Raw genomic sequence first — 26,341 nt, forward strand, 5'->3', positions numbered from 1 at the left:
CGGGCGCATCGCTGATGGTGTTGCTGGGCATTGCGATCATCGTGGCCGGCTTTCTGCTGCGTTTCCATCCGCTGCTGGTGATCCTGGCGTCGGCGATCGTCACGGGTCTGGCCGCGGGTCTTGATCCGCTGGCGATACTGGCGGCGTTCGGCAAGGCGTTCAACGAGGCGCGCTATGTCAGCATCATCTGGATCGTGCTGCCGGTCGTCGGCCTGCTGGAGGCGCATGGATTGCAGGAGCGGGCGCGCGGCTTGATCGCGAAGATGCGCGGGGCGACGGTCGGGCGCTTCCTGACCTTCTACCTGATCCTGCGGCAGATGCTGGCCGCGGTCGGGCTGACCTCCGTCGCCGGACATCCGCAGACGGTGCGCCCGCTGGTTGCGCCGATCGCCGAGGCGGCGGCGGAAACCCAGGCGGGTCAACTGCGGGAGGATGAGCGCGAGAAGATTAAGGCCTGGGCCGCGGCGACCGACAATGTCGGCCTGTTCTTTGGCGAGGATATTTTCCTGGCGATCGGATCGATCCTGCTGATCAAGGGGCTGCTGGAGCAATATGGCATCGGCCTGGAGCCGCTCCAGCTCTCGGTCTGGGCGATCCCGACGGCGATCGCCGCGCTGCTGATCCACGGCTTTCGCCTGTGGCGGCTCGACAAGCGGCTGGCGCGCATCCGGGCGGAGCGCGCGCCATGATCACGCTGGACTGGGTCTATGCGTTGGCGGGCGCGGTGTTCGCCGCCTTTGCGCTGCTGGGCTTGGCCGACCGGGGGAACCCGCGCCGCTGGACCACGGCCGCCTTCTGGGCGTTGCTCGCGACATCCATGTGGGCGGGCGACGCGCTGGGCGACCTGGGCAATGGCGTGCTGGTGCTGGGCCTGGTCGCGCTGGGCGCACTGGGGCTTGGCCGGGGCGATGGCGTGGTGCCGCCGGAGGTGCGGCAGGCGCGGGCTGATCGCTTCGGCAACCGGTTGTTCGCCATCGCGCTCATCATCCCGGTGACGGCGCTGGTCGGCACCTTCCTGTTCAAGGCCGCGCCGGGGTGGTTCGATACGAAACAGGCGACGCTGATTGCGCTGGCGCTGGGCGTATTGATCGCGATGACGGCGGGGTGCCTGTGGCTGCGGGCCGGGCCACTGGTGCCGTTGCAGCAGGGGCGGCGGCTGATGGACTGTGTCGGCTGGGCCGCGATCCTGCCGCAGATGCTGGCCAGCCTGGGCGCGGTGTTTGCGCTGGCGGGGGTCGGTGATGTCGTGGGCAGCATCGTGCAACAGGCGATCCCGCAGGGCAGCCTGCTCGGCGCGGTGATCGCTTACGGGCTGGGCATGGCGTTGTTCACCATGGTCATGGGCAACGCCTTCGCCGCCTTCCCGGTGATGACCGCAGCGATCGGTATTCCGCTGTTGATCCGCACCTATCATGGCGATCCGGCGATCGTGTGCGCGATCGGGATGCTGGCGGGCTTTTGCGGCACCCTGTTGACGCCGATGGCGGCCAATTTCAACCTGGTCCCGGCCGCCCTGCTGGAACTGAAGGACAAGCATGGCGTCATCAAGCGGCAGGTCGGCACCGCCGTCCCGCTGCTGATCGTCAACATCGCGCTCATCTACTGGCTGGCTTTCCCATGACGCTTCTGACGCCCGACATCGCCGATCGTTTCGCGACTTTGACCCTGTCGCATCTGGGGCGGCGCTACCCCTACAAGATGGACCTGGTGATGGCCGGGCCGGAGGATGCGCGGCCGCCAGAAGAGCATCACCCGATCTTCCATGGCAGTTTCGACTGGCACAGCTGCGTCCATGGCTGGTGGCAGGTGGTGCGTTTGATGCGCCTGTTCCCCGGCATGGCGCAGGCCGGCGCGATCCGGGCGCGGGCCGACGCGATGCTGGTGCGGGACAAGGTTGCGGGGGAGCTGGCCTTTCTGCACCGGCCGCTGAGCGCCGGGTTCGAGCGGCCCTATGGCTGGGCCTGGGCGCTGGCGCTGCACGATGAACTGGCGCGGCATGACGCGCCCTGGGCGGAAGCCTTCGCGCCGCTGGCGGGGGCTTTTGCCGCGCGTTTCCATGCTTTCCTGCCCAAGCTGACCTATCCGCTGCGGGTCGGCACCCATTTCAACATCGCCTTCGCGCTGACGCTGACGCTGGACTGGGCGGAGACGCGCGATCCGGCGCTGGTCTCGCTGATCCGCGACAAGGCGCTGGGCTGGTTCGGGCGGGACCGGGGATGCCAGGCGTGGGAGCCGGGCGGTGACGAATTTCTCTCGCCCGCGCTGTGCGAGGCGTTGCTGATGAGCCGGTTGCTGGACCGCCCGGCCTTTGCCGACTGGTTCCACGGCTTCCTGCCCGACCTGGCGCAGGGCGAACCGGCCACTTTGTTCACGCCCGCCACCGTGTCAGACCGCAGCGACGGCAAGATCGCGCATCTCGACGGTCTGAACCTCAGCCGCGCCTGGTGCTGGCGGGCGATCGCCGCCGCGCTGGGGCCGGACGATGCGGTGGCCCTGTTGGCGCAGGACGCCACGCGGGTGCATGTCGCCGCCAGCCTGCCCCATGTCGCGGGCGATTATATGGGCGAACATTGGCTCGCCACCTTCGCCCTGCTGGCGCTGGAATAGGGGTCAGTTCGTCACGGCATGGACGAACATATAGCCTTCGTTGCGGATGGTGCGGATGACCGGGCCTTTCAGGCCGCAGGCGGACAGTTTGCGGCGCAGGCGGCAGAGCTGGACATCGATCGACCGGTCATAATGGTCGGCGGTCGCGCCATGGACGCGGTCGAGCAGGCGGCTGCGGTCCAGCACCTGGCGCGGATGTTCGACAAAGACGCGCAATAGCTGAAATTCGCCGTCCGAGAGGGACACGGCCGTTCCTTTCGGATCGAATAGCTGGCCGGTGGTCATGTCCACGCGCCAGCCGTCGAACGAGGCGAAGCTGCGTGCGGTAGCGGCGGCGTTCAGGGGCGCGCCCGGCGCCATCCGGCCGCGTAGCGCGGCGCGGATGCGGGCCAGCAGTTCGCGCGGGTTGGCGGGTTTGCACAGGCAATCCTCCGCGCCCAGCTCCAGCGCGGCGATCCGGTCCGCTTCGCCGCAGGCGGCGCTATGGACGATCACCGGCAGGCGGCGCTCGATCGCCAGTTCGTGCAGCAGCGCCGCCCCCTGTTCCGGGGCGATGGCGGGGTCGAGCACCACCAGCGCATAATCATGCCGCGCCAGCGCCGCGCGCATCTGCAACGGGGTTTCCACGCCTACCACGATCAGGCCGTAGTTGGCGAAATTATCGGCCAACTGGGCGAGCTGGGCGCTGTCGTTATCGACGATGAGAAGGCGACTGTGCGAGATCGTCATGCCCGCAAGGACGCTGCCGCCAGCGCAAAACCGTCCCGTCCTGATTGTCCACGCGCAGTTGCCATTGCAGTCGCGCCGCCAGCAATTGCTCGCCCGGTGCGAAATGGGCGCGCAGCCGGTCGCCCAGCGCAGCGTCCAGCAGGTCGTGCGTCGCCAGCGGACGGCCGAACCGGCCGGACGCATTGGCGCGGCGCAGCAGGCGGCGACTGACGCCGTACCAGCCGGGAATGTCGATCAGCCAGCTTTTGTCGGCGACGGCGCGGCGGGTGAACAGGTTCATCGCCCGCGCCAGCCAGAGCAGCGGGCGGCTGAGCGAAGGGTTGCGCGCGCGCCAGTCGATATGGGCAAGGTCCACGTCCAGCCCGAAGCGCGCGGCATAGGCGGCGGCGAAGCCGCGCGGATCGGCGCGGAAATCCTCATAGCGAAAGACATGGACGCGGTCCGGCCCGAACAGCGCGTCATAATGGGCGATCAGGCGGATCGTGTCGAAATGGTCGAGGCGGAAGCCCGGCGCCTCGTCGCGTTCGGGCGCCACCGGGCTGAGCGAATCGCGGCCGAACAGATAGCGTTTGAGGCCGAAGGTGCCGCCGCCCTTCACATATTGCAGCCAGGCCGACACGATCGCCGACAGCGGATCGCGCACGAAGATGACGATCTGCGCATCGGGCAGGGTGCGGCGGATGCGATCGGCGACATCCTTGCTGAGGTTGCCGGCCAGGCCGCCATTATGCAGCCCGCCGGTCAGATTTTCCTCGCACAAGATCATATCGTCAGGCGCGTCGCCCAGCCGCCGCCGCGCCGCCGCCGGATCGAAATGCAGCGCGCCGACGTCGAGGAAGGCGGCGCGCACGGTGGCGCGCGGGATGTAGCGACGGTTGCGGATGGCCGGGTAGAAGCTGTCCTGGAACCAGGTCGTGCCGGTCTTGTGATAGCCGATATGGACGATCGCAGCCATCAGGCGGCTTTCGCCAGGGTTGCAGACATGACCACATCCGCATCGCCTTGGCCCAGGCAAAGGCGGCAATGCCGGTCCCAGGACAGGCTGTCCGCCGCCCAGGCGCGCGCTCTGTCGCCGATCCGGCGGCACAAGGCCGGGTCGGCGACCAGCCGGTCGAGCGCGGTGCGGATCGCGTCGATCGACTGGCCATCGACGACGAGGCCGGTCACGCCGTCGCGGACGAATTCGGCCGGGCCGCCATCGCGGCCGACGATGCACGCCAGCCCCTGCGCCATGGCGTCGGCCACCGACAGGCCGAAGCCCTCGATTTCCGCGCCGTCCTCCATCGCGATCTGGGGGTGAAGGAAGATGTCGGCCGCCGCATAGGCGTCGGCCAGGTCGGCGGTCGATACATAGCCGGCCATGGTGACCACGCCGTCGAGGCCGCAATGGCGGATCGTCTCGCGCACCCGCACCGTATCGACGCCGCGGCCGATGATGACATGGCGCAGATGCGCGCCGTCCTGAACACAGCCGGCGACCGCCCGCACGGCGGCGGCGATATTCTTGCGCGCGACGAGGCGGCAGACGGTGAGCAATTGCGCGCCGCCCGCGCCCCGCGCAAAGGCGGTGGGCGCGCGATCGGCCGGCATGACCACGCCGTTCCAGACGGTGATGGTGCGGGCCGCCAGATGGGGCAGGCGACCCAGCAACAGCGTGCGCGTCACGTCGCTGACCGCGACGATCCGCCGCGCGCGATGCAGCACCAGCCGCAACAGCAGCAGCGCGACGCCGCGCGGCCGCCCGACCTCCCGGCCATGGACGGTGACGACCAGCGGACGCGGGAAGAGGAGGGCGGGCAGCGCCGCGCGCCAGGTGCAGGCATGGATCAGGGCAGGGCGATCGCCGCCGATCCAGGCGCCGAGCATCGCTCGGAACAGCCGGGCATAGACCGCCAGCATGGCCGCCACGCCGACGTCGATCAGATCGATCCCGTCCTGTCGCACCCGGCGTGGGCCGGCGGAGGATTTGGCGAAGATGGTGACGCGGCGTCCCTGCGCGGCATAGGCGCGGGCGACTTCGCGCGCATAGGTCTGCACGCCGCCCTCATCGGGTGCGTAGACGCGGGCGACGATCCAGAGTGATGCAGGTGAGTCAGACATGGGCGGCCCGCTCCAGCCGGGGGAGGCCATCCAGGGCGGGGCGCGCCACCGACTGGCTGCGCGCGAGATAATGGGTCAGCGCCCGCGCCGCGCGGACGCTGGCGGCGTCGCCAAGAGCGTCGCCAAGCGCGTCGAACGTGCGGGCGACGCCTTGCCGCTGCGCCTCCGCATAGGCGGTGTGGCTGGCGATGGCGTCGGCCGCCGCATCGGCGATGCCCTGCGCCGACTCCAGCACCGGACCGTAACGCCAATGGCCATAGCTGCGGTCCTCCTGCCAATCCGCGCGATGGCCGTTCAGGAACAGGCAGGGGCGTGGGCGGGCGAGATATTCGTAGATCTGGCTGGAGACGTCGCCCAGATAGAGCGAGGCCATATGGACATAGCGCATGTCGATGCTGGCCCGGCTGCCCAGGTCGATATGGACATGGGGCAGGCGCGCGAGGTCGGCGAGGCGGCGCTCCATCGCGGCGCGGCGTCGCCGATTGTCGAACAGGCGGATGTGCGGCGCGACGATCAGGTTGAACCGGTCGTCCTGCACGAACTGGCGGATGACATCCTCCCCCATGGCCGGCCAGGAGGAGAGGCGGGGCGAGAAATGCGGATTGTAGAGAATGACCGGCCGGTCCTGCGCGAACAGGCGCTGGCGGTCGCTTTTGGGACCGGTCAGGTCGAACTTGCTGTAGCCGGTGATGGCGTAATGGCCTTCGCGGATCAGCCCTTCGTCCAGCATCCGCCGCCGCTGCTTTTCGCCGGCCAGCAGGACGAAGTCGAACCGGGCGATGCGCCGGTCATAGCCGACCGCCCGGTCGCCTGCGCCATGGCAGGTGTGGATGAAGCGGGTGCGCGACAGGCCCAGCCGCTTGAGCAGCAATGATGTGCGTTCGGGCAGGACGATCGCGTCATAATGCGCCAGGCGCCGCCGCGCGGCGAGCAAGGCGGGCAGCTTGGGCGGGATCGTGCCGCCGGTCAGGCCAGCGAGCGCGTCCAGCCAGCGCCCGCCGCAACGCAGGAAGCGGATCGGCCCGGCCCCGCGGGTGGCGGCGATGTCGCGCGCCAGCGCCAGATGATCGTCGGTCGCGGCCATGACGTCCACGGTGAAGGCCGGATCGCGCGACAGTTCGATCGCGACCGGCAGGGCGTGGAAAAGCTGGTGGATTTGCGCGTTGAAGAAGAAGCACAGCCGTTGTGGCGGGGCCAACGCCGCAGCATCGCTCCGGTCGAACCAGTCGCGTCCCATGATAAACTCCATTCGATCAGACCCGAATGGAGGGATGGCGGACTTTTATCGCGGAGGAATTTCAGCGTGCGTCAGGGCGTGGACGGCTTGCAACATTCGCGCGACGTCACGGCCGGGCAACGTCATGAACGCCGCCCGGCCGCCAGGATTTAGTGGCGCAGCAACTCGTTGATGCCGGTCTTGGACCGCGTCTGGGCATCCACGCGCTTGACGATCACGGCGCAATAGAGGCTGGGGCCGGGCGTGCCGTCGGGCAACGGCTTGCCGGGGAGCGAGCCGGGGACGATCACCGAATAGGGCGGCACTTCGCCCATGAAGACCTCCCCGGTGGCGCGGTCGATGATCTTGGTCGACTGGCCGATGAACACGCCCATCGACAGGACCGACCCCTTGCCGATACGCACGCCTTCGACCACTTCGGATCGCGCGCCGATGAAGCAGTCATCCTCGATGATCACAGGATCGGCCTGGAGCGGTTCCAGCACGCCGCCGATGCCGACGCCGCCCGACAGATGGACATTCTTGCCGATCTGGGCGCAGCTGCCGACCGTCACCCAGGCGTCGACCATCGTGCCTTCATCGACGAACGCGCCGATATTGACGAAGCTGGGCATCAGGATCGCGTTCTTCGCGATATGCGCGCCGGCGCGGGCGAAGGCGCCGGGGACCGCGCGGAAACCGGCTGCGCGGAACTCCGCCTCGCCCCAGCCGGCGAACTTGCTGGGCACCTTGTCCCACCAGAAACCGCCGCCGGGGCCGTTGTCGATCAGGGCGTTGTCGTTCAGGCGGAAGGAGAGCAGTACCGCCTTTTTGAGCCACTGGTTGACCTGCCAGCCATCGGCGGTGGGTTCGGCGACGCGGCCCTTGCCGCTGTCGAGCAGGGCCAGCGCTGCATTGACGGCGTCGCGGATGGCGCCCTGCGTGGTCAGGCTGACATTGGCGCGGTCTTCCCACGCGGCGTCGATGGTGGCTTGCAGGTCTTGGCTCATGGATGCTCCCCAAGGATGGCGGCCAGAAATGGCGTCAGATGGTTGGTTTCATAATCGATGAAGTCGGGATGATGGTCGTGATTGCCCGCTTCCGAGCCATTATTGACCCAGATGGTGGTCATGCCGATCGCCTTGGCGGGCCGCAGGTTGCGGGCCATGTCTTCGAAAAAGGCGGCGCGGGTGGGATCGACCGCATGGATGCGGCACAGGTCCGCATAGCCCGCGGGGTCAGGCTTGGGCACATATTGGCAGGCGTGGATGTCGTGGATCAATTCGAACGCTTGCGCCAAGCCGAGCTTGTCGAGCACGCGCGCGGCATAGGCGGCGTCGCCATTGGTGAAGATCAGGCGGCGGCCCGGAAGCGCGGCGATCCGGGCGTTGAGCGCAGGATCGACCGCCAGCCGATCCATCGAAATGTCATGGACATAGTCGAGAAATTCGCGCGGTTCGATGCCATGATGGCGCATCAGCCCGGACAGGGTGGTGCCATGATCGATAAAATAGCGTTTCTGGACCGCCCGCGCCTCGACCGGGTCGCAGCCGAGCAACCCCTGGATAAACTCGCCCATCTTCACGTCGATCAGCGCGAACAGGTCCGCTTTCGCCGGGTAGAGCGTATTGTCCAGATCGAAGATCCAGCTGTCGATATGGGCCATATCTGCGCGCATGGCCGCGCCCTAAAGCGGCAAGCGGCGGAGGGCAAGCCACTAACCCTTCTAACCGCAGGGAAGAAGGATATGGAGCTTTGCCGGCGCCGCCGGTCAGGCGGAGTTGGAAGAGGGGAAGGAGGGGTACGCGGCCCCTCTCCGGCTGCGACTAGGCGGCAAAGCCGCCAAGTCTCGCTCCCCTCTCAGGGGAGAGGGTTTCAGCCGCAGGCCAACGATTCACTGTCCTCATAGAAAGCCTGCACCGCAGTCCAGGCGTCCTCCGCCGTTTCGACCCAAGTCAGCAGGTTGAGGTCGCTGTGCGCAATCACGCCTTCGTCCGCCAGCGCCTCGAAATCCACCACCCGGTTCCAGAAATCCTTGCCGAACAGCAAGATGGGGATCGGCTTCATCTTGCCGGTCTGGATCAGGGTCAGCAGTTCGAACATCTCGTCGAACGTGCCGAAGCCGCCGGGGAAGACTGCGAGCGCGCGGGCGCGCAACAGGAAATGCATCTTGCGCAGCGCGAAATAGTGGAATTGGAAGCTCAGCTCCGGCGTCACGAAGCGGTTGGGCGCCTGTTCATGCGGCAGGACGATGTTCATGCCGATCGTGGTCTGGCCGACATCCTGCGCGCCGCGATTGGCGGCTTCCATGATCGATGGGCCGCCGCCCGAACAGACGACGAAGTGGCGGCATCCTTCCGCATTGACCGGATATTGGGCGGCGATCCGGGCGAGTTTGCGCGCTTCTTCATAATAGCGGGCCTTGGCGCCCAGATTTTCCGCGATCCGCTTCTGCTCCGGGGTCGTGGCGGCGTCGATCCGCGCCTGCGCCTGATCGGGTTCGGGGATGCGTGCCGAGCCGTAGAAGACGAAGGTCGATTCGATCTGCGCCTCGTCCATCAGCAATTGGGGCTTCAATAATTCCAGCTGGAAACGGACCGGGCGCAGGTCTTCGCGCAGCAGAAATTCGCTGTCCTGAAAGGCGAGTCTATAGGCAGCGCTCTGCGTCTGGGGGGTGCCGACCTGCTTCTTCGCGTCATTGGCCTCTTCGCGGGCTGGGCGGAATTTACGTTCTTCAATGTCTTTTTTCGTCATTGGCGCCAACTTAGTGCGCGTCCGCGACAAATCCAAGTCTGCATCGTTCCAATAAAGGCGCGGGGCAGCCACGGTGCTGTTATTCTAACGGCAGAACCCCCCACGCCCGCCCATGTCGAAATGGAAATGGTCGTGATGCGCAGCATTGTAGTCGGGACTGAGGACGGTGTTGAACCGCTTGCAGGCGCTGGCGTGGACGAGCGTCAGGAACTGGCGGGTCTGCCGGTCGCCGTTCCAGTCCTTCTGGATGCTGATGCGCCGGCCATCGCTCAGGATGAAGGCGGACACGTCGATCGCATTGCTGTGCGCATGTTCGGACAATTTGCCGCTGCCCGCGATCGGGCGGCAATTATAGGTGCCGAACGTCTCGATCTTCTCGATCTCCGCGCCGAAGATCACCCGCGCAGCCGGCTGCACGCCATAGCGCGCCCAGGCGGCGAAATTGGCGGCCAGATTGCACGTCATCGCGCCGATGCCGGTTGTCGGCACGCCTATGTCGATCAATTTAACACTGTTCACCGCGCTGCACCCGCCGCCGAAATTGCGGTCGGGCAGGGGGGTGAAAGCCACCGCCTGCGATTGGAGTTTGGCGAAACATTGGCGCGTTTCCAGCGCGGGTTGCGCCGGGGCGCGGGCTGGCGGGGGCTTGGATATGTTCGCTACGCGGCCACGCGGGACCAGGTCGCCGCCACATGCGTTCAGCATGATTGCGCAAAGCACGGCCAGGGCCGCGCCGCGCAAAAATCCCGTTTCTGTCGCCCGCTCTTCCATGAATCAGGTGTTTACCATCGTGAATCTTTACGAAAGTTAACCGCTCGCACCGTTCGTCGCATTTCGACAAACGGCTTGACTCTTTTTTCGCGGCGACTAGTGCCGCCGACGGGCCACGCGGTCCCAACGCCGCGCTGCTCTCTGTAAGGAGACGCTACATGACTGATATGACTGCCGTTGACGCCACCCTTGCGCCTGCCGCAAAGCCCGCAACTCGTCCGGCCCGCCCCTTTTTCTCTTCCGGTCCCTGCGCCAAGCCGCCTGGCTGGAGCGCCGACAAGCTGGCCACCGACTCGCTCGGCCGCTCGCATCGCGCCAAGATCGGCAAGACTCGCCTCGCTTACAGCATCGACCTGATGCGCGAGCTGCTGAACCTGCCCGACACCCACCGCATCGGCATCGTGCCGGGGTCCGACACCGGCGCGTTCGAAATGGCGATGTGGACGATGCTGGGCGCCCGCCCCGTCACCACCATCGCGTGGGAAAGTTTCGGCGAAGGCTGGGTGACCGACGCCGCCAAGCAGTTGAAGCTGGACCCGACCGTCATCCGCGCCGATTATGGCCAGTTGCCCGATCTGAGCGCCGTCGATTTCAGCAACGACGTGCTGTTCACCTGGAACGGCACCACGTCGGGCGTGCGCGTGCCGAATGCGGACTTCATTCCCGCCGATCGCGAGGGCCTGACCTTTGCCGACGCCACCAGCGCGGTGTTCGCCTATGACATCGACTGGGCGAAGATCGACGTCGCCACCTTCTCCTGGCAAAAGGTGCTGGGCGGCGAAGGCGGCCATGGCGTGCTGATCCTTGGCCCGCGCGCGGTCGAACGCCTCGAAACCTACACCCCCGCCTGGCCGCTGCCCAAGGTGTTCCGCCTGGTGTCGAAGGGCAAGCTGGCCGAAGGCGTGTTCAAGGGCGAAACCATCAACACGCCGTCCATGCTGGCGGTTGAAGATGCGATCTTCGCGCTGGAATGGGGCAAGTCGCTGGGCGGTTCGGCCGGCCTGATCGCGCGCAGCGACGCCAATGCCGCCGCGCTGGGCAAGATCGTCGCGGAGCGCGACTGGCTCGGCCATCTCGCCGTCGACGAAGCGTCGCGGTCGAAGACCAGCGTCTGCCTGACCGTCGAAGGCGCCGACGAAGCCTTCATCAAGGCCTTCGCCGCCCTCCTCGAAAAGGAAGGCGCCGCCTTTGACATCGCCGGTTATCGCGATGCCCCGGCCGGCCTGCGCATCTGGTGCGGCGCGACCGTCGAAACGGCGGATATCGAAGCGCTGGGGCCGTGGCTCGACTGGGCCTATGCCCAGACCAAGGCTGCCGCTTAACTCTCATAACTGTCGTCATTCCCGCGAAGGCGGGAGTCCATCTCCAGCCCTATCGATAGGTGCAACGTCGAGAGATGGATCCCCGCCTTCGCGGGGATGACGAATATATTTCCAAAGGAAACACACATGCCCAAAGTCCTTATTTCCGACAAGATGGACCCCCGCGCAGCCGCGATCTTCCGTGAGCGCGGCGTGGAAGTCGACGAAATCACCGGCAAGACGCCCGAAGAACTGATCGCCATCATCGGCGACTATGATGGTCTGGCCATCCGCTCCTCGACCAAGGTGACGAAGGCGATCCTCGACGCCGCCACCAACCTGAAGGTGATCGGCCGCGCCGGCATCGGCGTCGACAATGTCGATATTCCCTATGCTTCGGCCAAGGGGGTAATCGTCATGAACACGCCGTTCGGCAACTCCATCACCACCGCCGAACACGCCATCGCGCTGATGTTCGCACTGGCCCGCCAGTTGCCAGAGGCCAATGCCCAGACGCAGCAGGGCCTGTGGCCCAAGAACGGCTTCATGGGCGTGGAAGTCACCGGCAAGACGCTGGGCCTGATCGGCGCGGGCAATATCGGGTCGATCGTCGCCAGCCGCGCACTGGGCCTCAAGATGAAGGTCGTCGCCTTCGATCCGTTCCTGACGCCCGAACGCGCCATCGAAATGGGCGTGGAAAAGGCCGATCTCGACACGCTGCTGGCGAAAGCCGACTTCATCACCCTGCACACGCCGCTGACCGACCAGACCCGCAACATCCTGAGCAAGGAAAACCTCGCCAAGACCAAGAAGGGCGTGCGCATCATCAACTGCGCGCGTGGCGGGCTGATCGATGAAGCCGCGCTCAAGGAGGCGATGGATTCGGGCCATGTCGCGGGCGCCGCGCTCGACGTGTTCGTGCAGGAACCGGCGAAGGAATCGCCTTTGTTCGGCACGCCCAACTTCATCTGCACCCCGCATCTGGGCGCGTCGACCGACGAAGCGCAGGTCAATGTGGCGCTCCAGGTCGCCGACCAGTTGTCCGACTATCTGCTCGACGGCGGCATCACCAACGCGCTCAACGTCCCCTCGCTCAGCGCCGAAGAAGCCCCCAAGCTCAAGCCCTATATGGCGATCGCCGAAAAGCTGGGCAGCCTGGTCGGCCAGCTGGAAGGCGACGCGATCACCGGCGTTGCGGTGGAAGTCGAAGGCCATGCCGCCGAACTGAACCAGAAGCCGATCACCGCCGCCGTGCTGGCGGGCCTGATGCGCGTCTATTCGGACACGGTGAACATGGTCAACGCGCCTTTCCTGGCCAAGGAACGCGGGCTGGACGTGCGCGAAGTGCGCCACGACCGCGAAGGCGACTACCAGACTTTGGTGCGCGTTACCGTGACCACCGAAAATGGCGAGCGTTCGGTCGCCGGCACGCTGTTCGGCCATGCGTCGCCACGCCTGGTCGAACTGTTCGGCATCAAGGTGGAAGCCGATCTGGACGGCACGATGCTCTATATCGTCAACCAGGACGCGCCGGGCTTCATCGGTCGCCTGGGGAGCAAGCTGGGCGAATCGGATGTCAACATCGGCACCTTCCACCTGGGCCGGCGCAACCAGGGCGGTGAAGCCGTTCTCCTGTTGTCGGTCGACGGCACCGTCACCGAACCGCTGCGCTGGGAAATCTGCAATCTGACCGGCGTGAAGCAGGTCAAGTTGCTGCGGTTTGCTTAAACTCTAAAGACCCTCTCCCCCAGGGGAGAGGGAGTAAAGGTGCCTGCCGTGATTCCGCCCAGCCTCTTGCCCGAAGGCCTATCCGATCGCCTGCCGCCCCAGGCCGAAGCCTCCGCGCGCCTGGCGCGCCGTGTGCTCGATACGGTGGCGACCCATGGCTATGAACGGGTCATGCCGCCGCTTGCGGAGTTTGAGGATACGCTGACCCAGCGTCTCAAATCGATGCGTGCGCAGGACCTGGTCCGCGTGGTCGATCCCGTGTCGCAGCGCAGCCTGGCCTTTCGCCCGGACATGACCGCGCAGGTCGGCCGCATCGCCGCTACGCGGATGGCCGCCGCGCCGCGTCCGCTGCGCCTCTCCTATGCCGGTCCGATCATCCGCCAGAAGGCCAGCCAGTTGCGCCCCGAACGCGAGAAATTGCAGCTCGGCGCTGAATTGATCGGCAGCGACGGCACGGCCGCCGCGGTGGAGATCGTGAATATCGCGATCGAGGCGCTGACCGCCGCGGGCGTGACCGGCATCACCATCGACTTCACCTTGCCCGACCTGATCGACGCGCTGGCCGCCGGCCCGCTGCCGCTCGGCGCGCAGGAGATAGAGGCGGTCCGCGCCGGGCTGGACGCCAAGGATGCGGGCGCATTGGTCGCCATCAGCCCGGCTGCCGCCGCCTATCTGCCGCTGATCGAAGCGACCGGCCCTTTCCATGCCGCGATGGACCGGCTCGAAGCGTTTAGCGCGCAACTGGGCGGGGCGATCGACAGCCGCATCGCGGGTCTGCGCGCCATCGCCAAGCCGATCGGCTGGGACATCACCCTGACACTCGATCCGACCGAACGGCACGGTTTCGAATTTCAGAACTGGTTCGGCTTCTCCATCTTCGCCGAGGGTTTCATTGGCGAGATCGGTCGCGGCGGCAGCTACGCCATCGCGCGAGCGGATGGCGCGGATGAACCGGCTATGGGCTTCTCCCTCTATCCCGACCCGCTGATCGACGCGGGTTTCGGCGGGGAAGCGCCCCGGCGCCTGTTCCTGCCGCTGGGCCATGACGCAGGCCGCGCGAACGCGCTGCGCGCCGAGGGCTGGCAAACCGTCGCGGCGCTGTCCGGCGACGAAGATGGCGCGGCCCAGCGCTGTTCGCACTGGCTGGATGGCGCGGAGCCGTGCGCCTATTGACTTGACTTGACCGGGGTAGCGCGGCTAACGCGCGCCCCGAAACAGGGCGTCATACGCGCCTGCTTGATCCCACCGGCATGCCGAGTCCCGTCGAAGGGCATGGCCGGTCCGCGCGGCGGGCGGAGGACTGTATCTGTGGCAAATGTAACCGTGATCGGCGCTCAGTGGGGCGACGAAGGCAAGGGCAAGATCGTCGACTGGCTGTCGGAGCGCGCCGACGTCGTCGCCCGTTTCCAGGGCGGCCATAATGCCGGCCATACGCTGGTCGTGGGCGAGAAGGTCTATAAGCTCTCGTTGCTGCCGTCGGGCATCGTGCGCGGCACGCTGTCGGTCATCGGCAATGGCGTGGTGCTGGACCCCTGGCATTTCCGCGATGAAGTGGCGAAGCTGAAGGGGCAGGGCGTCACCATCACGCCCGACAATCTCCAGATCGCGGAAACCTGCCCGCTGATCCTGCCCTTCCACCGCGACCTTGATGGCCTGCGCGAAGACGCATCGGGCGCGGGCAAGATCGGCACCACCCGCCGCGGCATCGGCCCGGCTTATGAGGACAAGGTCGGCCGCCGCGCCATCCGCGTCTGCGATCTGGCGCATCTGGACGACCTGGACCTCCAGATCGACCGGCTGACCGCCCATCATGACGCGCTGCGCGCCGGTTTCGGCGAAGCGCCGATCGACCGCGCCGCGCTGATGGCGGAACTGACAGAGATCGCGGCCTTCATCCTGCCCTTCGTCAAGCCGGTCTGGCTGACGCTCAACAAGGCGAAGGCGGCGGGCAAGCGCATCCTGTTTGAAGGCGCGCAGGGCACCTTGCTCGACATCGACCATGGCACCTATCCGTTCGTCACTTCGTCCAATACGGTTGCGGGCACGGCGGCGAGCGGCACTGGGCTTGGCCCCAATGCGGCGGGCTTCGTGCTGGGCATCGTCAAGGCCTATACCACCCGCGTGGGTTCCGGCCCGTTCCCGACCGAATTGGAGGATGAAACCGGCCAGCGGCTGGGCGAACGCGGCCATGAATTCGGCACCGTCACCGGCCGTAAGCGCCGCTGCGGCTGGTTCGACGCGGTGCTGGTGCGCCAGTCGATCGCGGTGTCGGGCGTCACCGGCGTCGCGCTCACCAAGCTGGACGTGCTGGACGGCTTCGATGAACTGAAGATCTGCGTCGGCTATCAGATCGGCGACCAGAGGTTCGACTATCTGCCCGCCCATGCGCAGGACCAGGCGAAGGCGCAGCCGATCTATGAAACGATCGAGGGTTGGCACGACACCACCGCCGGCGCGCGCAGTTGGGCCGAACTCCCGGCGCAGGCGGTCAAATATATCCGCCGGATCGAGGAACTGATCGGTTGCCCGGTCACGCTCGTTTCGACCAGTCCTGAGCGCGAGGACACCATCCTCGTGCGCGATCCCTTCGCGGATTAAGAGCGATGGCCGAACAACGCTTCGAGCGTCACAAGCAGGCCTGGACCCAGGACGAGATCCAGAAACTGCACATGTTGGCGAAGAAGGGCATGGGCCTGAAAGCCATCGCCAAGGCGCTGACCCGCACCGAAGAATCGGTCAAGGCGCGCGCCAAGGAAGACAGTGTGAATATCGCCAAGCTGCGGTAGATACATGGTGCTCCCGCGCAGGGGGGCGGTCCTGCCGTCGATTCCGTGCGATAGGGCGGAACTGGGCTCCGGCCTGCGCCGGAGCATTGACTGTCTGGACCCCGCCACACAGCCATGCGAAGACCACGCCTTACCAACAGGGAAGGCTTCGCATGGCGCTCGACATTCTCGTCCTTTATGGCTCCTATCGCCGTGGCCGGCTCGGTATCCGGCTCGCCGACTATCTGGTTCGCGGGTTTGAAGGGCTGGGCCACAAAGCCGAACTGGTCGATGCCAAGGCGGTCGACCTGCCCATGCTGGACCTGCGCTACAGCGATTATCCCGCCGGGGAAGCGCCCGCCGCGATGGCGCAACTGTCGGATCGTCTGTCCGCCGCCGATGCCTTCGTGTTCGTCGCGGGCGAATATAATCGCGGGATGCAGCCGGGCCTCAAAAATCTGGTCGATCATTATCTCAAAGAGTTCGACCGCCGTCCTGCCGCCATCGCCAGCTATTCGATGGGGCGTTTCGCGGGGGTCAACAGCCACGCCGACTGGACGGTGACGCTGGCGGCGATGGGCATGGCCGTGGTGCCGGAGCGGCTGAGCGTCGGCCAGATTGGCCAGGCGCTGGACGAACAGGCCCAGTCGCAGGGCGAGGGTGGCGCGGCGCTGGAGCGCGGCTTTGCCGGGTTCGCCAACAACCTCATCTGGTGGGCGGAGGCGGCTAAGGCCGCGCGCTAAATCGCCGGTCGATCCACACCAGCGCATAGCCCGCGGCGACGAAGCCTGCCGCCATCAGCGTGGCGTTGAGCGCCACCTGGCCGATGCCCAGCTTCGCGACATTGATGAAGGGATAGGCATAGCTTCCCTCCATCATGCCGCGCAGCAGGGCGTAGGGCAGATAGAGCGCGGGAAAAATTGCCCAGACCCAGGGATCGCGCCAGCCAAGCCGTCCCTTGCGCGCAAAGGCGATCCACCAGAGCGGCGTGATCAGGGGCGTGACCTTGTGCAGCAGCGTATCGGCCAACAGCGCGCCACCGCTCAGGGACAGCAGGCCGCGCAGCAGCAGGCCATAGACAATGCCGACAAGCAGGATCGCCAGCAGCATCCCGCCGACCAGCCGGGGTGAAACCCGCACGCTGATCGCGACCGCCGCCAGCGTCCCTGCAACCAGGATATTGGCCAGCACGGTGAAGAAGCGGATCAGCGTCCAGAGCGTTTCGCCAACCGACCCGGTCTGCGCCAGGGTGGCGTCGAACTGGACCGCGAGGCCCGCGATCGCGACCAGCGCCACGATCCCGGCGCCCGCTCTTTCCCCGATCCTGCTCATGCCGCTATGCGCTCCCGTCCATCCTCTTCGCCTGCTGCTATCACGGTTGCGGCCACCAGGTCGCCCGTCACGTTCAGGCTGGTGCGGCACATGTCGAGGAAACGGTCGACCCCCAGCACCAGCCCGATTCCTTCGGGCGGCACGCCGACCATGCCCAGGATCATCGCGACCACCGGCAACGATCCCGCGGGCACCCCCGCGGTGCCGACCCCGCCCAATATGCACACCAGCATCACCATCAACTGCTGCGTCAGGCTGAGGTCGACGCCGAAAAACTGGGCGAGGAAGAGGACGGTGATGCCTTCGAACATCGCCGTGCCATTCTGGTTGGCGGTCGCGCCGATGGTGAGGACGAAGCGGGCGATGCGGCGCGGCAGGCGCAGATTGTCCTCCGCCACGCGGATCGCGGTGGGCAGGGTGGCGTTGGAGGAGGCGGTGGCGAAGGCCATGACGCTGGCCTCCTGCACCGCCGCGAAGAAGGCGAGGGGGGAACGGCGCGCAAGCAGGGCGATGAGTAGCGGATAAACGACGAACATCTGGATCGCCAATGCCAGCAGCACGACGCCGACATAGGCGGACAGGCGGATCAGCAAGTCCCAGCCGAACTGCGCAGCCAGATTGAACATGAAGCAGGCGATGGCGATCGGGGCGAGGCGGATGACGATGCCGATCAGCCGCATCGTCACGTCGAACAGCCCCTCCATCGCATTGAGCAACATCTTCGACTGTTCGGTCTGCACCAGCACGAGGCCAATGCCGAAGAAGAGCGCAAAGACCATCACCGCCAATATGTCGTTATCGGCCATCGCGCCGATAATGTTGTCGGGGATGATCGCGATCAGCGCCTGCATCCCCGTCGGCGTGTCGCCGCTGCGGACGAGAATCGCTTTGGCCCCCGCGCCCGCATCGGCCAGCATCGCCTGCGCCTGGGCGGGATCCACTCCGCCGCCCGGCCGCAGCAGATTGACCAGCAGCAGGCTGATGACGACGGCGACGCCCGATACGATCAGCGTATAGATTAGCGTGCGCAGGCCGATCCGCCGCAGCGATCGCATCTCGCCCATTTCGGCAATGCCCACGATCAGCGCCGACACCAGCAGCGGGATGACCAGCATGAACAGCAGTCGTAGGAAAACCTGCCCGATCGGCCCGGTGACATAGGTGGTGATGGCATCGACCCAGCGCGCGTCGGGCACCGTCATATAGACGCCCAGGCCCAGGATCAGGCCGATCAGGAAGCCGGCCAGCATCTGCCACTGAAGCGAGAGCGCCGCCGTCTGGCCGCTGCTGTCGGGCGCGTCGCTGGTCACAGGCTTCTCCGTTCGCTTCTCGGTTCAACGAGCCGCGGGGGTACGAGTTGCGTCGGCCGGGATATTTCGTTTCGCTATGGCATCAAGGGAGCATTACCGCGACGCTGGCGTTACCGCAGTCGATTATTTTCGGAGACCTGCATGATCATCGATCCTGTCCCCAGCATGCGCCGGATGGCGTCCGAAGTCTGGAAGCCGCTGACCGCGCTGTTCATATGGGATTGCGCCGTGACACTCACTTATTATGTTCTGCCTTTCAAGGCGCCGTCGCTGCCGCTCACCATTTTTGGTACGGCGCTGGCGCTGTTTCTGGGCTTCCGGTCCAACAGCGCCTATCAACGCTGGTGGGAAGGGCGGGTTCTGTGGGGCGCGATGATCAATGCGTCGCGCAGCCTGGCGCGCGCCACGCGCAATTTCCTGCCCGATCCGGAGGCGCGCGACCTGAAGCGCGAGATCGTGATGCGCCAGATCGCCTATGTGAATGCGCTGCGTTGCCAGTTGCGCCGCCAGCCGATCGGCACGGACGTCACGACCTTCCTGCGAGAAGAGGATAAGGGCAAGGCGCTGGCTCGCGCGAACCCGGCCAACGGCCTGCTCGACAGCACCGGGCGACGGATCGACATCGCCCGGCGCGAAGGGTGGATCGACACGATCCAGCAAACGCAGATGGAGGCGGTGCTGATCGACATCGCCAATGCGCAGGGTGGAATGGAACGCCTGAAAAACACGCCGCTGCCGGTGCAGTATCGTTATCTACCGACCATCTTCACGCATCTTTTCTGTCTGTTCCTGCCGATCGGCCTGGTTGAAACGCTGGGCTTGGCCACGCCGCTCGGCTCCACGGTGGCGGGGCTGATGTTCGTCGCGGTCCTGCGGATCGGCGATGACCTGACCGATCCCTTTGGCGATACCGTGCATGACGTGCCTTTGACGGCGATGTGCCGAACAATCGAGATCGACCTGCTCCAGTCGATCGGCGACCCCGCGCCAGAGCCGGCTAAGCCGGTGCGCGGGGTGCTATGGTGAAGGAGGATCGGTTCCCGCCTGCGCGGGAGCACATGCTATCCTTGATTACTCCTTGTGCCGGTCGTCCACCATGTCGGACGCGAGTTCCAGTCCCGCGCGGCCATGAGCGGCGCCATGCGCCGGCGCCTTGGGATGGGGCACGTCGATCGGCTCCTCGACCTCCAGCATCCCTTCCCATTTGGTGATGACCGACGTGGCGATGGCGTTGCCCAGCACGTTGGTTGCGGTGCGGCCCATGTCCATGAAGTGATCGACCGCCAGGATGAAGGCGATGCCTTCGACCGGCAGGTCGAACTGGCCCAGCGTCGCGGCGACCACCACGAGGCTGGCGCGCGGAACCGCGGCGATGCCCTTGCTGGTGACCATCAGCACGAGCAGGATGGTGATCTGCGTCGCGATCGGCAGGTCGATGCCATAGGCCTGGGCGATGAAGATCGTCGCGAAGGTCGAATACATCATCGACCCGTCGAGGTTGAAGCTGTAGCCCAGGGGCAGCACGAAGCTGTAGATACGGCGCGGGATGCCGAAGCGGTCGAGCTGCTCCAGCATCTTGGGATAGGCGGCTTCGGACGAGGCGGTGGAGAAGGCGATCAGGATCGGTTCGCGGACATAGCGGATCAGCTTGAACATCCGCTTGCCGAGGAAAATCGATCCGGCGCCGAACAGCAGCAGCCACAAGCAGAACAGCGCGATGTAGAATTCGCCGACCAGTTCGCCATAGGTTTTGAGCACGCCCAGCCCCTGCACCGTGACGGACGAGGCCAGCGCGCCGAACACCGCGAACGGGGCTACGCGCATGACATAGCCGGTCACTTGCAGCATCAGTTCGACCATCGCCTCGATCATGGTGACGATCGGCTTGCCCTTGTCGCCGATGGCGGTGAGCGCCACGCCCACGAACAGCGAGAAGACGACGATCTGCAGGATCTGGTTGTCCGCCATCGCCCCGATCATGGAGGTCGGGAAGACATGGAGGATGAAGTCGCGGAAGTTGAGCGCTTCGGTATTGACGCCCGCATCCGCGCCGGAGCGGACCAGGTTGAGGCCCTCGCCCGGTGCGAAGAAGTTGACGAAGATCAGGCCCAGCGTCAGCGAAATCAGGCTGGCGATGATGAACCAGGCGAGCGCCCGCCCGCCGATCCGCCCCAGCGCCGCGCTGTCGCCCATATGGGCGATGCCCGCGACCAGCGTGGAAAAGACCAGAGGCGCGATGATCATCTTGATCAGGTGCAGGAATATGTCAGCCAGAAGGTGGAAATAGCCCGCCACATCCTTTGCCAGCGTTTCGTCGCCGCCGACCCAAAGATTGGCCACGAAGCCCGTGATCACCCCCAGGACCATGCCGATGAGGATGAAGACTGTCAGTCTGTTTCGCATCAAATCCCTTTAGGCTGCCCGTGCGCAGCCCCCGCCTATTGTACGTCTGTCAGGCCGACACCTAACAGGCGCATGGGCCACCCGCAATCGCGGCGCGTCCAGTCGCATCAGGGAAGACGAAGCAGTCGCGCCTTTCCACGCCCTTGGATATACGGGTCAGGGGTAGAGCAGTCCTTCGATCCAACTATCGCCGACCCGTTCGAACAGGCGGCGTTCGTGCAGCCGGTGTTCGCGATCCTGCCAATATTCGATCCGTTCGGGGGTGAGGCGGAAGCCCGACCAATGCGGCGGGCGCGGCACCGGGCCGCCCTCGAACCGGGCGCTGGCCGCCTCGAACCGGTCCATGAAGGTCTGCCGGTCGGGCAGGGGGCGGGACTGGTCTGATGCCCAGGCGCCCAGTTGGCTGTCGCGGCTGCGGGTCGCGAAATAGACGTCGGCGGTGGCGTCGTCTACAGGGCCTACCGCCCCTTCGACACGAATCTGGCGGCGCAGCGATTTCCAGTGGAAGAGCAGCGCGGCGTGGGGATTTTCCAGCAGATCGCCCGCCTTGCGTCCTTCGAAATTGGTGTAGAAGACGAAGCCGTCGGGACCATGGCCCTTGAGCAGCACCATGCGCACGGACGGCCGCCCGCGCGCATCGGCTGTGGCCAGCGCCATGGCGTTGCTATCGTTGATTTCGGTGTCGCGCGCCTGCGCGTACCACTCGTCGAACAGGGCGAAGGGATCGGTCATGGCGCATTCTTACGGGAGGGGAGCAAAAGTGTCGATAAGGGGAAGTCCGGTCGCCCCTTGCGCCATCCCCGGCTTGAATGTGGGCGCGGCATCGTCCACATAGTCGGGAAGTGATGCTTTTGTGCAACAGGTAGAATGATGGCCGATCCCTATTCCCTTTTGGGTGTGACGCGCAGCGCGACCGATGCGGAGATTAAATCCGCCTATCGCAAGCTCGCCAAGGAACTGCACCCCGACAAGAACAAGGATAACCCCAGGGCGGCGGACAAATTTTCCGCCGTGACCAACGCCTATGACCTGCTGTCCGACAAGGATAAGCGCGCCCGTTTCGACCGGGGGGAGATTGACGGCGACGGCAATCCGGCCGCGCCCTTTGGCTATGGCGGCGGGGGCGGCGGCGGTTTTCGCGGCCAGCCGGGCGGCGGCTTCGATCAGGGCGGCGCGGATTTCGGCGATATTTTCGAAGGGCTGTTCGGCGGCGCCGGGCGTCGTGCGGGCGGTGGCGGCGGTTTCGGGCGGCAGGCGCCACCGCCAAAGGGCGCCAATGTCGCCTATCGGCTGGCGGTCCAGTTCACCGACGCGGCGACCCTCGCGCCGCAGCGGATCACTTTGCAGGATGGCAAGACCATCGACCTGAAGCTGCCCGCTGGGGTGGAAAGCGGGACGCAGATGCGCCTGTCGGGCAAGGGGCAGGCCGGGCCGGGCGGGGCGGGCGATGCGATCGTCACGATCGAGGTGAAGCCGCACCCCTTCTTCATCCGCGACGGCGACAATGTGCTGCTGGACCTGCCCATCACGCTCGATGAGGCGGTGAAGGGCGGGAAGGTCAAGGCGCCGACGGTGGACGGCCCGGTGATGCTGGGCGTGGCGGCTGGCGCGACGTCGGGCAAGACGCTGCGGCTGCGCGGCAAGGGCTTTACCGGCAAAAGCGGCCAGCGCGGCGACCAGTTGGTCACGCTCCAGATCGACGTGCCGGCCGACGACCCGGCGATCCAGGCGCTGGTGGAAAGCTGGCAGGACGAACGGCCGGTGCGCGCCCATATGGGCGTATGATGCGTTAGTCCATATATGCCGATGCCATCGCCCCTGTCGCCCGAATCCCGCCGCCAGGTGACGCATGAAGCGCGGGCGCATTTTCATCGGCAAATGGACCGGGTGCGGCCTGGCTCCCATCTGTTCGAGGTGATGAAGCGGGTGGCGGTCGGCACCTATAGCGACGGCTTCATCCATGCCGGCAATCTGGCCTATCTGTCGCTGATGACGCTGTTTCCCTTTTTCATCGTCGCGGCGGCTGTGGCCAGCATCTTTGGCCGCACGCAGGACGGCGTGCAGGCGGTCAACGCCTTTCTCTATACCGTGCCGCGCGGCGTCGCCGATGTGGTGCGCCAGCCGATCAGCGACGTGCTGACCGCGCGCAGCGGTCCTCTGCTGTGGTTGGGCGGCCTGGTCGGGCTGTGGACCGTGGGCAGCCTCATAGAAACGATCCGCGACATTCTCCGCCGCGCCTATGGCACCAAGAGCACCAAGCCTTTCTGGCGCTATCGGCTGGGCGCGATCGGCATCACGCTGGTCAGCGTCTTCGCGCTGATGTTCGCTTTTTCGTTGCAGGTGGCGATCACCGGCCTCGACCAGTTCCTCCACAATATCCTGCCCTGGGCGGACGACGCCATCGGCCTGGTCGCGTCGGCGAAGCTGGTGCCGATGGCGATAACCTGCCTTGCCTTATGGTCGCTGTTCGCGGCCTTGACGCCTACCGCTTACAAGCCGCGCCGTTTCCCCAAATGGCCCGGCGCGGTGGCGACGTCGCTCTGGTGGTATGGGACGGTGCTGCTGTTGCCGCCCACCCTGTCGCTGCTGGGCGGCTATGGCCGGACCTATGGCAGTCTGGCGGGTGTCATGATCACCCTCATTTTTTTCTTTCTCGTCGGGCTTGGCGTGGTAATTGGCGCGGAATTAAATGCGGCGCTGGCGGAATTTCCCGAAGAGGAACTGGACGCGGCGGCGAAGGACCAAGGGAACGGAACGACGATATGAACGGCTTGATGGCAGGAAAGCGCGGGCTCATCATGGGGCTGGCGAACGACAAGTCGCTCGCCTGGGGCATTGCGCAGCAATTGCACGCGCATGGCGCGGAACTGGCCTTTTCCTACCAGGGCGATGCGCTGGCCAAGCGGGTGCGGCCGCTCGCGGAGCAGGTCGGCTCCGATTTCCTGATCGACTGCGACGTCACCGACATGGACAAGCTGGATGCGGCGTTCGCCGAGCTGGAAGCGCGCTGGGGCACGATCGATTTCGTGGTCCACGCGATCGGCTTTTCCGACAAGAACGAGCTGCGCGGCCTCTATGTCGACACCAGCCTGGAGAATTTCCTGCTGACCATGAACGTGTCTGCTTACAGTTTTGTGGCAGTCACGAAGCGCGCGCGCGCTTTGATGCCTAATGGCGGCAGTATCTTGACGCTGAGCTATTATGGCGCGGAAAAGGTCATCCCCCATTATAACGTCATGGGCGTGGCGAAGGCGGCGCTGGAAACCAGCGTCAAATATCTGGCGATGGACCTCGGCCCGGAAAATATCCGCGTCAACGCCATTTCCGCCGGCCCGATCAAGACGCTGGCGGCCAGCGGCATCGGCGATTTCCGCTATATCCTGAAATGGAACGAGTTGAACTCGCCGCTGCGCCGCAACGTCACGATCGAGGATGTCGGCGGCGCGGGCCTGTATCTGTTGTCCGATCTGGCGTCGGGCGTGACCGGCGAAATCCACCATGTCGATGCGGGCTATAACGTCATCGGGATGAAGGCCGAAGACGCGCCGGACATCGCGCTGGATAAGTAAGGTCAAACCCCTCTCCCCTTGGGGGGAGAGGGAGGGGCCCATCGCGAAGCGATGGGCGGGTGAGGGGGATATGAAGCGGCCCGATCCTGAAACACCCGAATCCCTGAAGCAGGGGGCGAAGCTGCGCAACCGACAGTTGGACGGCATCAAGTTTCGCCGACAGGTCTGGCTGGCAGGCTTCATCGCCGATTTCTATGCCGCCGATCTTCGGCTAGTCATCGAAGTTGACGGCGATGACCATGCCGCTAGGGAAGCAGCCGATCAGCAGCGATTCCGGATATTGCAGCGCGAGGGATTTCGGACCATCCGTTTCGCTAATGCGGATATCATGCGCAATATCGAAGGGGTTTTGGAGACAATATCGATGACGGTGCGCCTTGACCCCTCACCTTCCCACTCGGCTGCGCCGAGCGGGCCTCTTCCTGTCCCCCAAGGGGAGAGGAGAATATGAGTTTCAACAGTTTCGGGCGCGTGTTCCGCTTCACCACCTGGGGCGAGAGCCATGGTCCTGCCATCGGCGCGGTCGTGGACGGGTGCCCGCCGGGTTTGCCGCTCAGCGAAAGCGACATCCAGCCATGGCTTGACCTGCGCAAGCCCGGCACGTCCAAATTCACCACCCAGCGTCGCGAAGCGGATGAGGTGCGTATCCTGTCTGGCGTGTTCGAAGGGCGGACCACCGGCACGCCGATCAGCCTGATGATCGAGAATACCGATCAGCGGTCGAAGGATTATTCGGACGTCGCCAAGGCCTATCGCCCCGGCCATGCCGACTATGCCTATGATGCCAAATATGGTTTTCGCGACTATCGCGGCGGCGGGCGCTCCTCGGCGCGCGAGACGGCCAGCCGGGTCGCAGCGGGCGCGGTCGCGCGGGCGGTGATCCCTGAAGTCGATATCTTCGCCTATGTCAGCGAAATCGGCGGCGACGGGATCGACTATGCGAACTTCGATCCCGCGCAGATCGGCCAGAATCCCTTCTTCTGCCCTGATGCGGAAGCGGCCAAGCGCTGGGAAAAGCTGGTCGATGACGCGCGGCTGGACGGCTCCTCGCTCGGCGCGGTGGTCGAATGTATCGCGTCCGGCGTGCCGGCCGGCTGGGGCGCGCCGCTCTACGCCAAGCTCGACGGCGAATTGGCGAGCGCGATGATGAGCATCAATGCGGTCAAGGGCGTCGAGATCGGCGACGGTTTCGCCGCCGCCCGCCTGCGCGGTGAGCAGAATGCGGACCCGATGCGACCGGCTTTGAATGGGGGCAGTGAGGGGCCAGTGTTCCTCGCCAACCACGCGGGCGGCATCGCGGGCGGCATCGCCACCGGCCAGCCGGTCAAGGTCCGTGTCGCCTTCAAGCCTACCAGTTCGATCCTGATCCCGGTCGAAACGGTAACGCGCGAAGGCGCTGCCGCCGACATCATCACCAAGGGCCGCCATGACCCCTGCGTCGGCATTCGCGGCGTGCCGGTGGTCGAAGCGATGATGGCGCTGGTGCTGGCCGACCAGAAGTTGCTGCACCGCGCGCAATGTGGCGAGCGACCGGAATAACCCTAGGACCGTTCGGCGTTATCGATGCGCCGAACCGCGCCGATCCCGCGCCCAATGTCGATTCGATGCGAGACGACTCGCCTCCATTACGATAAGGTGACACTCATCGCCCGCGGGAGGGCGAGCGGCAGAGCGTAAGCCTGGGGAGCGTCATTGCGCGTCAAAGCGTTTTTCGCGAAAAACGCTGAGATTAAAAAGGCGGATTGACGGTCAAAAC

The 26,341-nt window shown here is 65.6% G+C and carries 27 protein-coding genes; 15 read left to right on the forward strand and 12 right to left on the reverse strand.

Annotated elements, in window-relative coordinates; all coding sequences use genetic code 11:
- Positions 1-11: 11 nt before the first annotated feature.
- Genes EWH12_RS06130 through EWH12_RS06140 form a run of 3 tightly spaced genes read left to right on the forward strand, consistent with a single transcriptional unit; the run spans position 12 to position 2,607 of the window.
- Positions 12-689, forward strand: a complete 678-nt coding sequence (locus EWH12_RS06130; protein WP_129926027.1) for a DUF969 domain-containing protein — start codon at positions 12-14, stop codon at positions 687-689.
- Positions 686-1,621 carry a DUF979 domain-containing protein gene (locus EWH12_RS06135; protein ID WP_129926028.1) on the forward strand — a complete coding sequence of 312 codons (936 nt, stop codon included), beginning with the start codon at positions 686-688 and terminating at the stop codon, positions 1,619-1,621. Before EWH12_RS06130 ends, EWH12_RS06135 begins: the two co-directional genes overlap by 4 nt.
- Positions 1,618-2,607: a DUF2891 domain-containing protein gene (locus tag EWH12_RS06140; protein ID WP_066606208.1), complete on the forward strand. Its 990-nt coding sequence runs from the start codon at positions 1,618-1,620 to the stop codon at positions 2,605-2,607. The genes EWH12_RS06135 and EWH12_RS06140 overlap by 4 nt, the downstream gene beginning before the upstream one ends.
- A gap of 3 nt (positions 2,608-2,610) precedes the next feature.
- On the opposite strand, the gene EWH12_RS06145 is transcribed toward EWH12_RS06140, so the two are convergent.
- The 8 genes from EWH12_RS06145 to EWH12_RS06180 form a co-directional block, all read right to left on the reverse strand.
- Positions 2,611-3,336: a winged helix-turn-helix domain-containing protein gene (locus tag EWH12_RS06145; protein ID WP_242495964.1), complete on the reverse strand. Its 726-nt coding sequence runs from the start codon at positions 3,334-3,336 to the stop codon at positions 2,611-2,613.
- Positions 3,299-4,291 carry a sulfotransferase gene (locus tag EWH12_RS06150; RefSeq protein ID WP_129926029.1) on the reverse strand — a complete coding sequence of 331 codons (993 nt, stop codon included), beginning with the start codon at positions 4,289-4,291 and terminating at the stop codon, positions 3,299-3,301. The genes EWH12_RS06145 and EWH12_RS06150 overlap by 38 nt, the downstream gene beginning before the upstream one ends.
- Entirely contained in the window at positions 4,291-5,436 is a 1,146-nt protein-coding gene (locus tag EWH12_RS06155) for a glycosyltransferase family 4 protein (protein WP_129926030.1), read from the reverse strand. The genes EWH12_RS06150 and EWH12_RS06155 overlap by 1 nt, the downstream gene beginning before the upstream one ends.
- On the reverse strand, positions 5,429-6,673 hold the full coding sequence (locus EWH12_RS06160) for a glycosyl transferase (protein ID WP_129926031.1): 1,245 nt from the start codon (positions 6,671-6,673) through the stop codon (positions 5,429-5,431). Before EWH12_RS06160 ends, EWH12_RS06155 begins: the two co-directional genes overlap by 8 nt.
- A 149-nt stretch (positions 6,674-6,822) precedes the next feature.
- Complete coding sequence (gene dapD, locus EWH12_RS06165) at positions 6,823-7,662, reverse strand: 2,3,4,5-tetrahydropyridine-2,6-dicarboxylate N-succinyltransferase (protein WP_066606204.1); 840 nt, start codon at positions 7,660-7,662, stop codon at positions 6,823-6,825.
- Positions 7,659-8,330 carry a pyrimidine 5'-nucleotidase gene (locus EWH12_RS06170; RefSeq protein ID WP_066606201.1) on the reverse strand — a complete coding sequence of 224 codons (672 nt, stop codon included), beginning with the start codon at positions 8,328-8,330 and terminating at the stop codon, positions 7,659-7,661. The genes dapD and EWH12_RS06170 overlap by 4 nt, the downstream gene beginning before the upstream one ends.
- Positions 8,331-8,527: 197 nt before the next feature.
- The gene (locus EWH12_RS06175) at positions 8,528-9,406 is read right to left on the reverse strand and encodes an LOG family protein (RefSeq protein WP_129926032.1); all 879 of its coding nucleotides are present in this window, start codon (positions 9,404-9,406) and stop codon (positions 8,528-8,530) included.
- Positions 9,407-9,490: 84 nt separating this feature from the next.
- Entirely contained in the window at positions 9,491-10,177 is a 687-nt protein-coding gene (locus EWH12_RS06180; RefSeq protein ID WP_129926033.1) for an extensin family protein, read from the reverse strand.
- 158 nt (positions 10,178-10,335) lie between these two features.
- Here EWH12_RS06180 and EWH12_RS06185 point away from each other — a divergent pair, with 158 nt between their 5' ends.
- From EWH12_RS06185 to EWH12_RS06210, 6 genes are all read left to right on the forward strand, one after another.
- Complete coding sequence (locus tag EWH12_RS06185; protein WP_066606188.1) at positions 10,336-11,499, forward strand: phosphoserine transaminase; 1,164 nt, start codon at positions 10,336-10,338, stop codon at positions 11,497-11,499.
- A gap of 126 nt (positions 11,500-11,625) precedes the next feature.
- Positions 11,626-13,206, forward strand: a complete 1,581-nt coding sequence (serA, locus tag EWH12_RS06190) for a phosphoglycerate dehydrogenase (protein ID WP_066606185.1) — start codon at positions 11,626-11,628, stop codon at positions 13,204-13,206.
- A 39-nt stretch (positions 13,207-13,245) separates the two neighbouring features.
- Positions 13,246-14,379, forward strand: a complete 1,134-nt coding sequence (locus tag EWH12_RS06195; protein WP_207212365.1) for an ATP phosphoribosyltransferase regulatory subunit — start codon at positions 13,246-13,248, stop codon at positions 14,377-14,379.
- A 135-nt stretch (positions 14,380-14,514) separates the two neighbouring features.
- On the forward strand, positions 14,515-15,804 hold the full coding sequence (locus EWH12_RS06200; RefSeq protein ID WP_066606179.1) for an adenylosuccinate synthase: 1,290 nt from the start codon (positions 14,515-14,517) through the stop codon (positions 15,802-15,804).
- 5 nt (positions 15,805-15,809) lie between these two features.
- Positions 15,810-15,992, forward strand: coding sequence for a hypothetical protein (locus EWH12_RS06205; protein ID WP_066606172.1), 183 nt, complete (start codon positions 15,810-15,812; stop codon positions 15,990-15,992).
- Between the two features lie 152 nt (positions 15,993-16,144).
- On the forward strand, positions 16,145-16,714 hold the full coding sequence (locus tag EWH12_RS06210) for an NADPH-dependent FMN reductase (protein ID WP_066606170.1): 570 nt from the start codon (positions 16,145-16,147) through the stop codon (positions 16,712-16,714).
- Here EWH12_RS06210 and EWH12_RS06215 read toward each other — a convergent pair.
- Both EWH12_RS06215 and EWH12_RS06220 read right to left on the reverse strand, forming a co-directional pair.
- Positions 16,698-17,303 (reverse strand): Pr6Pr family membrane protein, encoded by a 606-nt coding sequence (locus EWH12_RS06215; protein ID WP_129926034.1) that lies wholly within the window; start codon positions 17,301-17,303, stop codon positions 16,698-16,700. The two genes, EWH12_RS06210 and EWH12_RS06215, sit on opposite strands and share 17 nt — an antisense overlap.
- Complete coding sequence (locus tag EWH12_RS06220) at positions 17,300-18,553, reverse strand: dicarboxylate/amino acid:cation symporter (RefSeq protein WP_129926080.1); 1,254 nt, start codon at positions 18,551-18,553, stop codon at positions 17,300-17,302. Before EWH12_RS06220 ends, EWH12_RS06215 begins: the two co-directional genes overlap by 4 nt.
- Positions 18,554-18,754: 201 nt before the next feature.
- Here EWH12_RS06220 and EWH12_RS06225 point away from each other — a divergent pair, with 201 nt between their 5' ends.
- Complete coding sequence (locus tag EWH12_RS06225; RefSeq protein WP_066606162.1) at positions 18,755-19,639, forward strand: bestrophin family protein; 885 nt, start codon at positions 18,755-18,757, stop codon at positions 19,637-19,639.
- Between the two features lie 45 nt (positions 19,640-19,684).
- On the opposite strand, the gene EWH12_RS06230 is transcribed toward EWH12_RS06225, so the two are convergent.
- Positions 19,685-21,016 (reverse strand): dicarboxylate/amino acid:cation symporter, encoded by a 1,332-nt coding sequence (locus EWH12_RS06230; RefSeq protein ID WP_066606159.1) that lies wholly within the window; start codon positions 21,014-21,016, stop codon positions 19,685-19,687.
- A 156-nt stretch (positions 21,017-21,172) separates the two neighbouring features.
- On the reverse strand, positions 21,173-21,748 hold the full coding sequence (gene pdxH / locus EWH12_RS06235; RefSeq protein ID WP_066606153.1) for a pyridoxamine 5'-phosphate oxidase: 576 nt from the start codon (positions 21,746-21,748) through the stop codon (positions 21,173-21,175).
- A 138-nt stretch (positions 21,749-21,886) separates the two neighbouring features.
- Between pdxH and EWH12_RS06240 the strand changes: the two genes are divergently transcribed.
- The 5 genes from EWH12_RS06240 to aroC all read left to right on the forward strand — a co-directional run bounded on the left by EWH12_RS06240 (position 21,887) and on the right by aroC (position 26,124).
- Complete coding sequence (locus tag EWH12_RS06240) at positions 21,887-22,801, forward strand: DnaJ C-terminal domain-containing protein (protein ID WP_066607414.1); 915 nt, start codon at positions 21,887-21,889, stop codon at positions 22,799-22,801.
- Positions 22,802-22,816: 15 nt separating this feature from the next.
- Positions 22,817-23,782 carry a YihY/virulence factor BrkB family protein gene (locus tag EWH12_RS06245; protein WP_066606150.1) on the forward strand — a complete coding sequence of 322 codons (966 nt, stop codon included), beginning with the start codon at positions 22,817-22,819 and terminating at the stop codon, positions 23,780-23,782.
- Positions 23,779-24,585 (forward strand): enoyl-ACP reductase FabI, encoded by an 807-nt coding sequence (gene fabI, locus EWH12_RS06250; protein WP_066606147.1) that lies wholly within the window; start codon positions 23,779-23,781, stop codon positions 24,583-24,585. Before EWH12_RS06245 ends, fabI begins: the two co-directional genes overlap by 4 nt.
- Positions 24,586-24,655: 70 nt before the next feature.
- Complete coding sequence (locus tag EWH12_RS06255) at positions 24,656-25,036, forward strand: endonuclease domain-containing protein (protein WP_066606140.1); 381 nt, start codon at positions 24,656-24,658, stop codon at positions 25,034-25,036.
- Positions 25,033-26,124, forward strand: a complete 1,092-nt coding sequence (gene aroC, locus EWH12_RS06260) for a chorismate synthase (RefSeq protein ID WP_066606138.1) — start codon at positions 25,033-25,035, stop codon at positions 26,122-26,124. Before EWH12_RS06255 ends, aroC begins: the two co-directional genes overlap by 4 nt.
- Positions 26,125-26,341: the final 217 nt, after the last annotated feature.

It is taken from the genome of Sphingobium cupriresistens, assembly GCF_004152865.1.
Lineage (GTDB): Bacteria > Pseudomonadota > Alphaproteobacteria > Sphingomonadales > Sphingomonadaceae > Sphingobium > Sphingobium cupriresistens.

Coding starts and splice junctions, on each gene's coding strand:
- EWH12_RS06135 (WP_129926028.1), top strand. CDS start 686: ATGATCACGCTGGACTGGGTCTATGCGTTGGCGGGCGCGGTGTTCGCC.
- EWH12_RS06140 (WP_066606208.1), top strand. CDS start 1,618: ATGACGCTTCTGACGCCCGACATCGCCGATCGTTTCGCGACTTTGACC.
- EWH12_RS06145 (WP_242495964.1), bottom strand. CDS start 3,336: ATGACGATCTCGCACAGTCGCCTTCTCATCGTCGATAACGACAGCGCC.
- EWH12_RS06150 (WP_129926029.1), bottom strand. CDS start 4,291: ATGGCTGCGATCGTCCATATCGGCTATCACAAGACCGGCACGACCTGG.
- EWH12_RS06155 (WP_129926030.1), bottom strand. CDS start 5,436: ATGTCTGACTCACCTGCATCACTCTGGATCGTCGCCCGCGTCTACGCA.
- EWH12_RS06160 (WP_129926031.1), bottom strand. CDS start 6,673: ATGGGACGCGACTGGTTCGACCGGAGCGATGCTGCGGCGTTGGCCCCG.
- dapD (WP_066606204.1), bottom strand. CDS start 7,662: ATGAGCCAAGACCTGCAAGCCACCATCGACGCCGCGTGGGAAGACCGC.
- EWH12_RS06170 (WP_066606201.1), bottom strand. CDS start 8,330: ATGCGCGCAGATATGGCCCATATCGACAGCTGGATCTTCGATCTGGAC.
- EWH12_RS06175 (WP_129926032.1), bottom strand. CDS start 9,406: ATGACGAAAAAAGACATTGAAGAACGTAAATTCCGCCCAGCCCGCGAA.
- EWH12_RS06180 (WP_129926033.1), bottom strand. CDS start 10,177: ATGGAAGAGCGGGCGACAGAAACGGGATTTTTGCGCGGCGCGGCCCTG.
- EWH12_RS06185 (WP_066606188.1), top strand. CDS start 10,336: ATGACTGATATGACTGCCGTTGACGCCACCCTTGCGCCTGCCGCAAAG.
- serA (WP_066606185.1), top strand. CDS start 11,626: ATGCCCAAAGTCCTTATTTCCGACAAGATGGACCCCCGCGCAGCCGCG.
- EWH12_RS06205 (WP_066606172.1), top strand. CDS start 15,810: ATGGCCGAACAACGCTTCGAGCGTCACAAGCAGGCCTGGACCCAGGAC.
- EWH12_RS06210 (WP_066606170.1), top strand. CDS start 16,145: ATGGCGCTCGACATTCTCGTCCTTTATGGCTCCTATCGCCGTGGCCGG.
- EWH12_RS06215 (WP_129926034.1), bottom strand. CDS start 17,303: ATGAGCAGGATCGGGGAAAGAGCGGGCGCCGGGATCGTGGCGCTGGTC.
- EWH12_RS06220 (WP_129926080.1), bottom strand. CDS start 18,553: ATGCTGGCCGGCTTCCTGATCGGCCTGATCCTGGGCCTGGGCGTCTAT.
- EWH12_RS06225 (WP_066606162.1), top strand. CDS start 18,755: ATGATCATCGATCCTGTCCCCAGCATGCGCCGGATGGCGTCCGAAGTC.
- EWH12_RS06230 (WP_066606159.1), bottom strand. CDS start 21,016: ATGCGAAACAGACTGACAGTCTTCATCCTCATCGGCATGGTCCTGGGG.
- pdxH (WP_066606153.1), bottom strand. CDS start 21,748: ATGACCGATCCCTTCGCCCTGTTCGACGAGTGGTACGCGCAGGCGCGC.
- EWH12_RS06240 (WP_066607414.1), top strand. CDS start 21,887: ATGGCCGATCCCTATTCCCTTTTGGGTGTGACGCGCAGCGCGACCGAT.
- EWH12_RS06245 (WP_066606150.1), top strand. CDS start 22,817: ATGCCGATGCCATCGCCCCTGTCGCCCGAATCCCGCCGCCAGGTGACG.
- fabI (WP_066606147.1), top strand. CDS start 23,779: ATGAACGGCTTGATGGCAGGAAAGCGCGGGCTCATCATGGGGCTGGCG.
- EWH12_RS06255 (WP_066606140.1), top strand. CDS start 24,656: ATGAAGCGGCCCGATCCTGAAACACCCGAATCCCTGAAGCAGGGGGCG.
- aroC (WP_066606138.1), top strand. CDS start 25,033: ATGAGTTTCAACAGTTTCGGGCGCGTGTTCCGCTTCACCACCTGGGGC.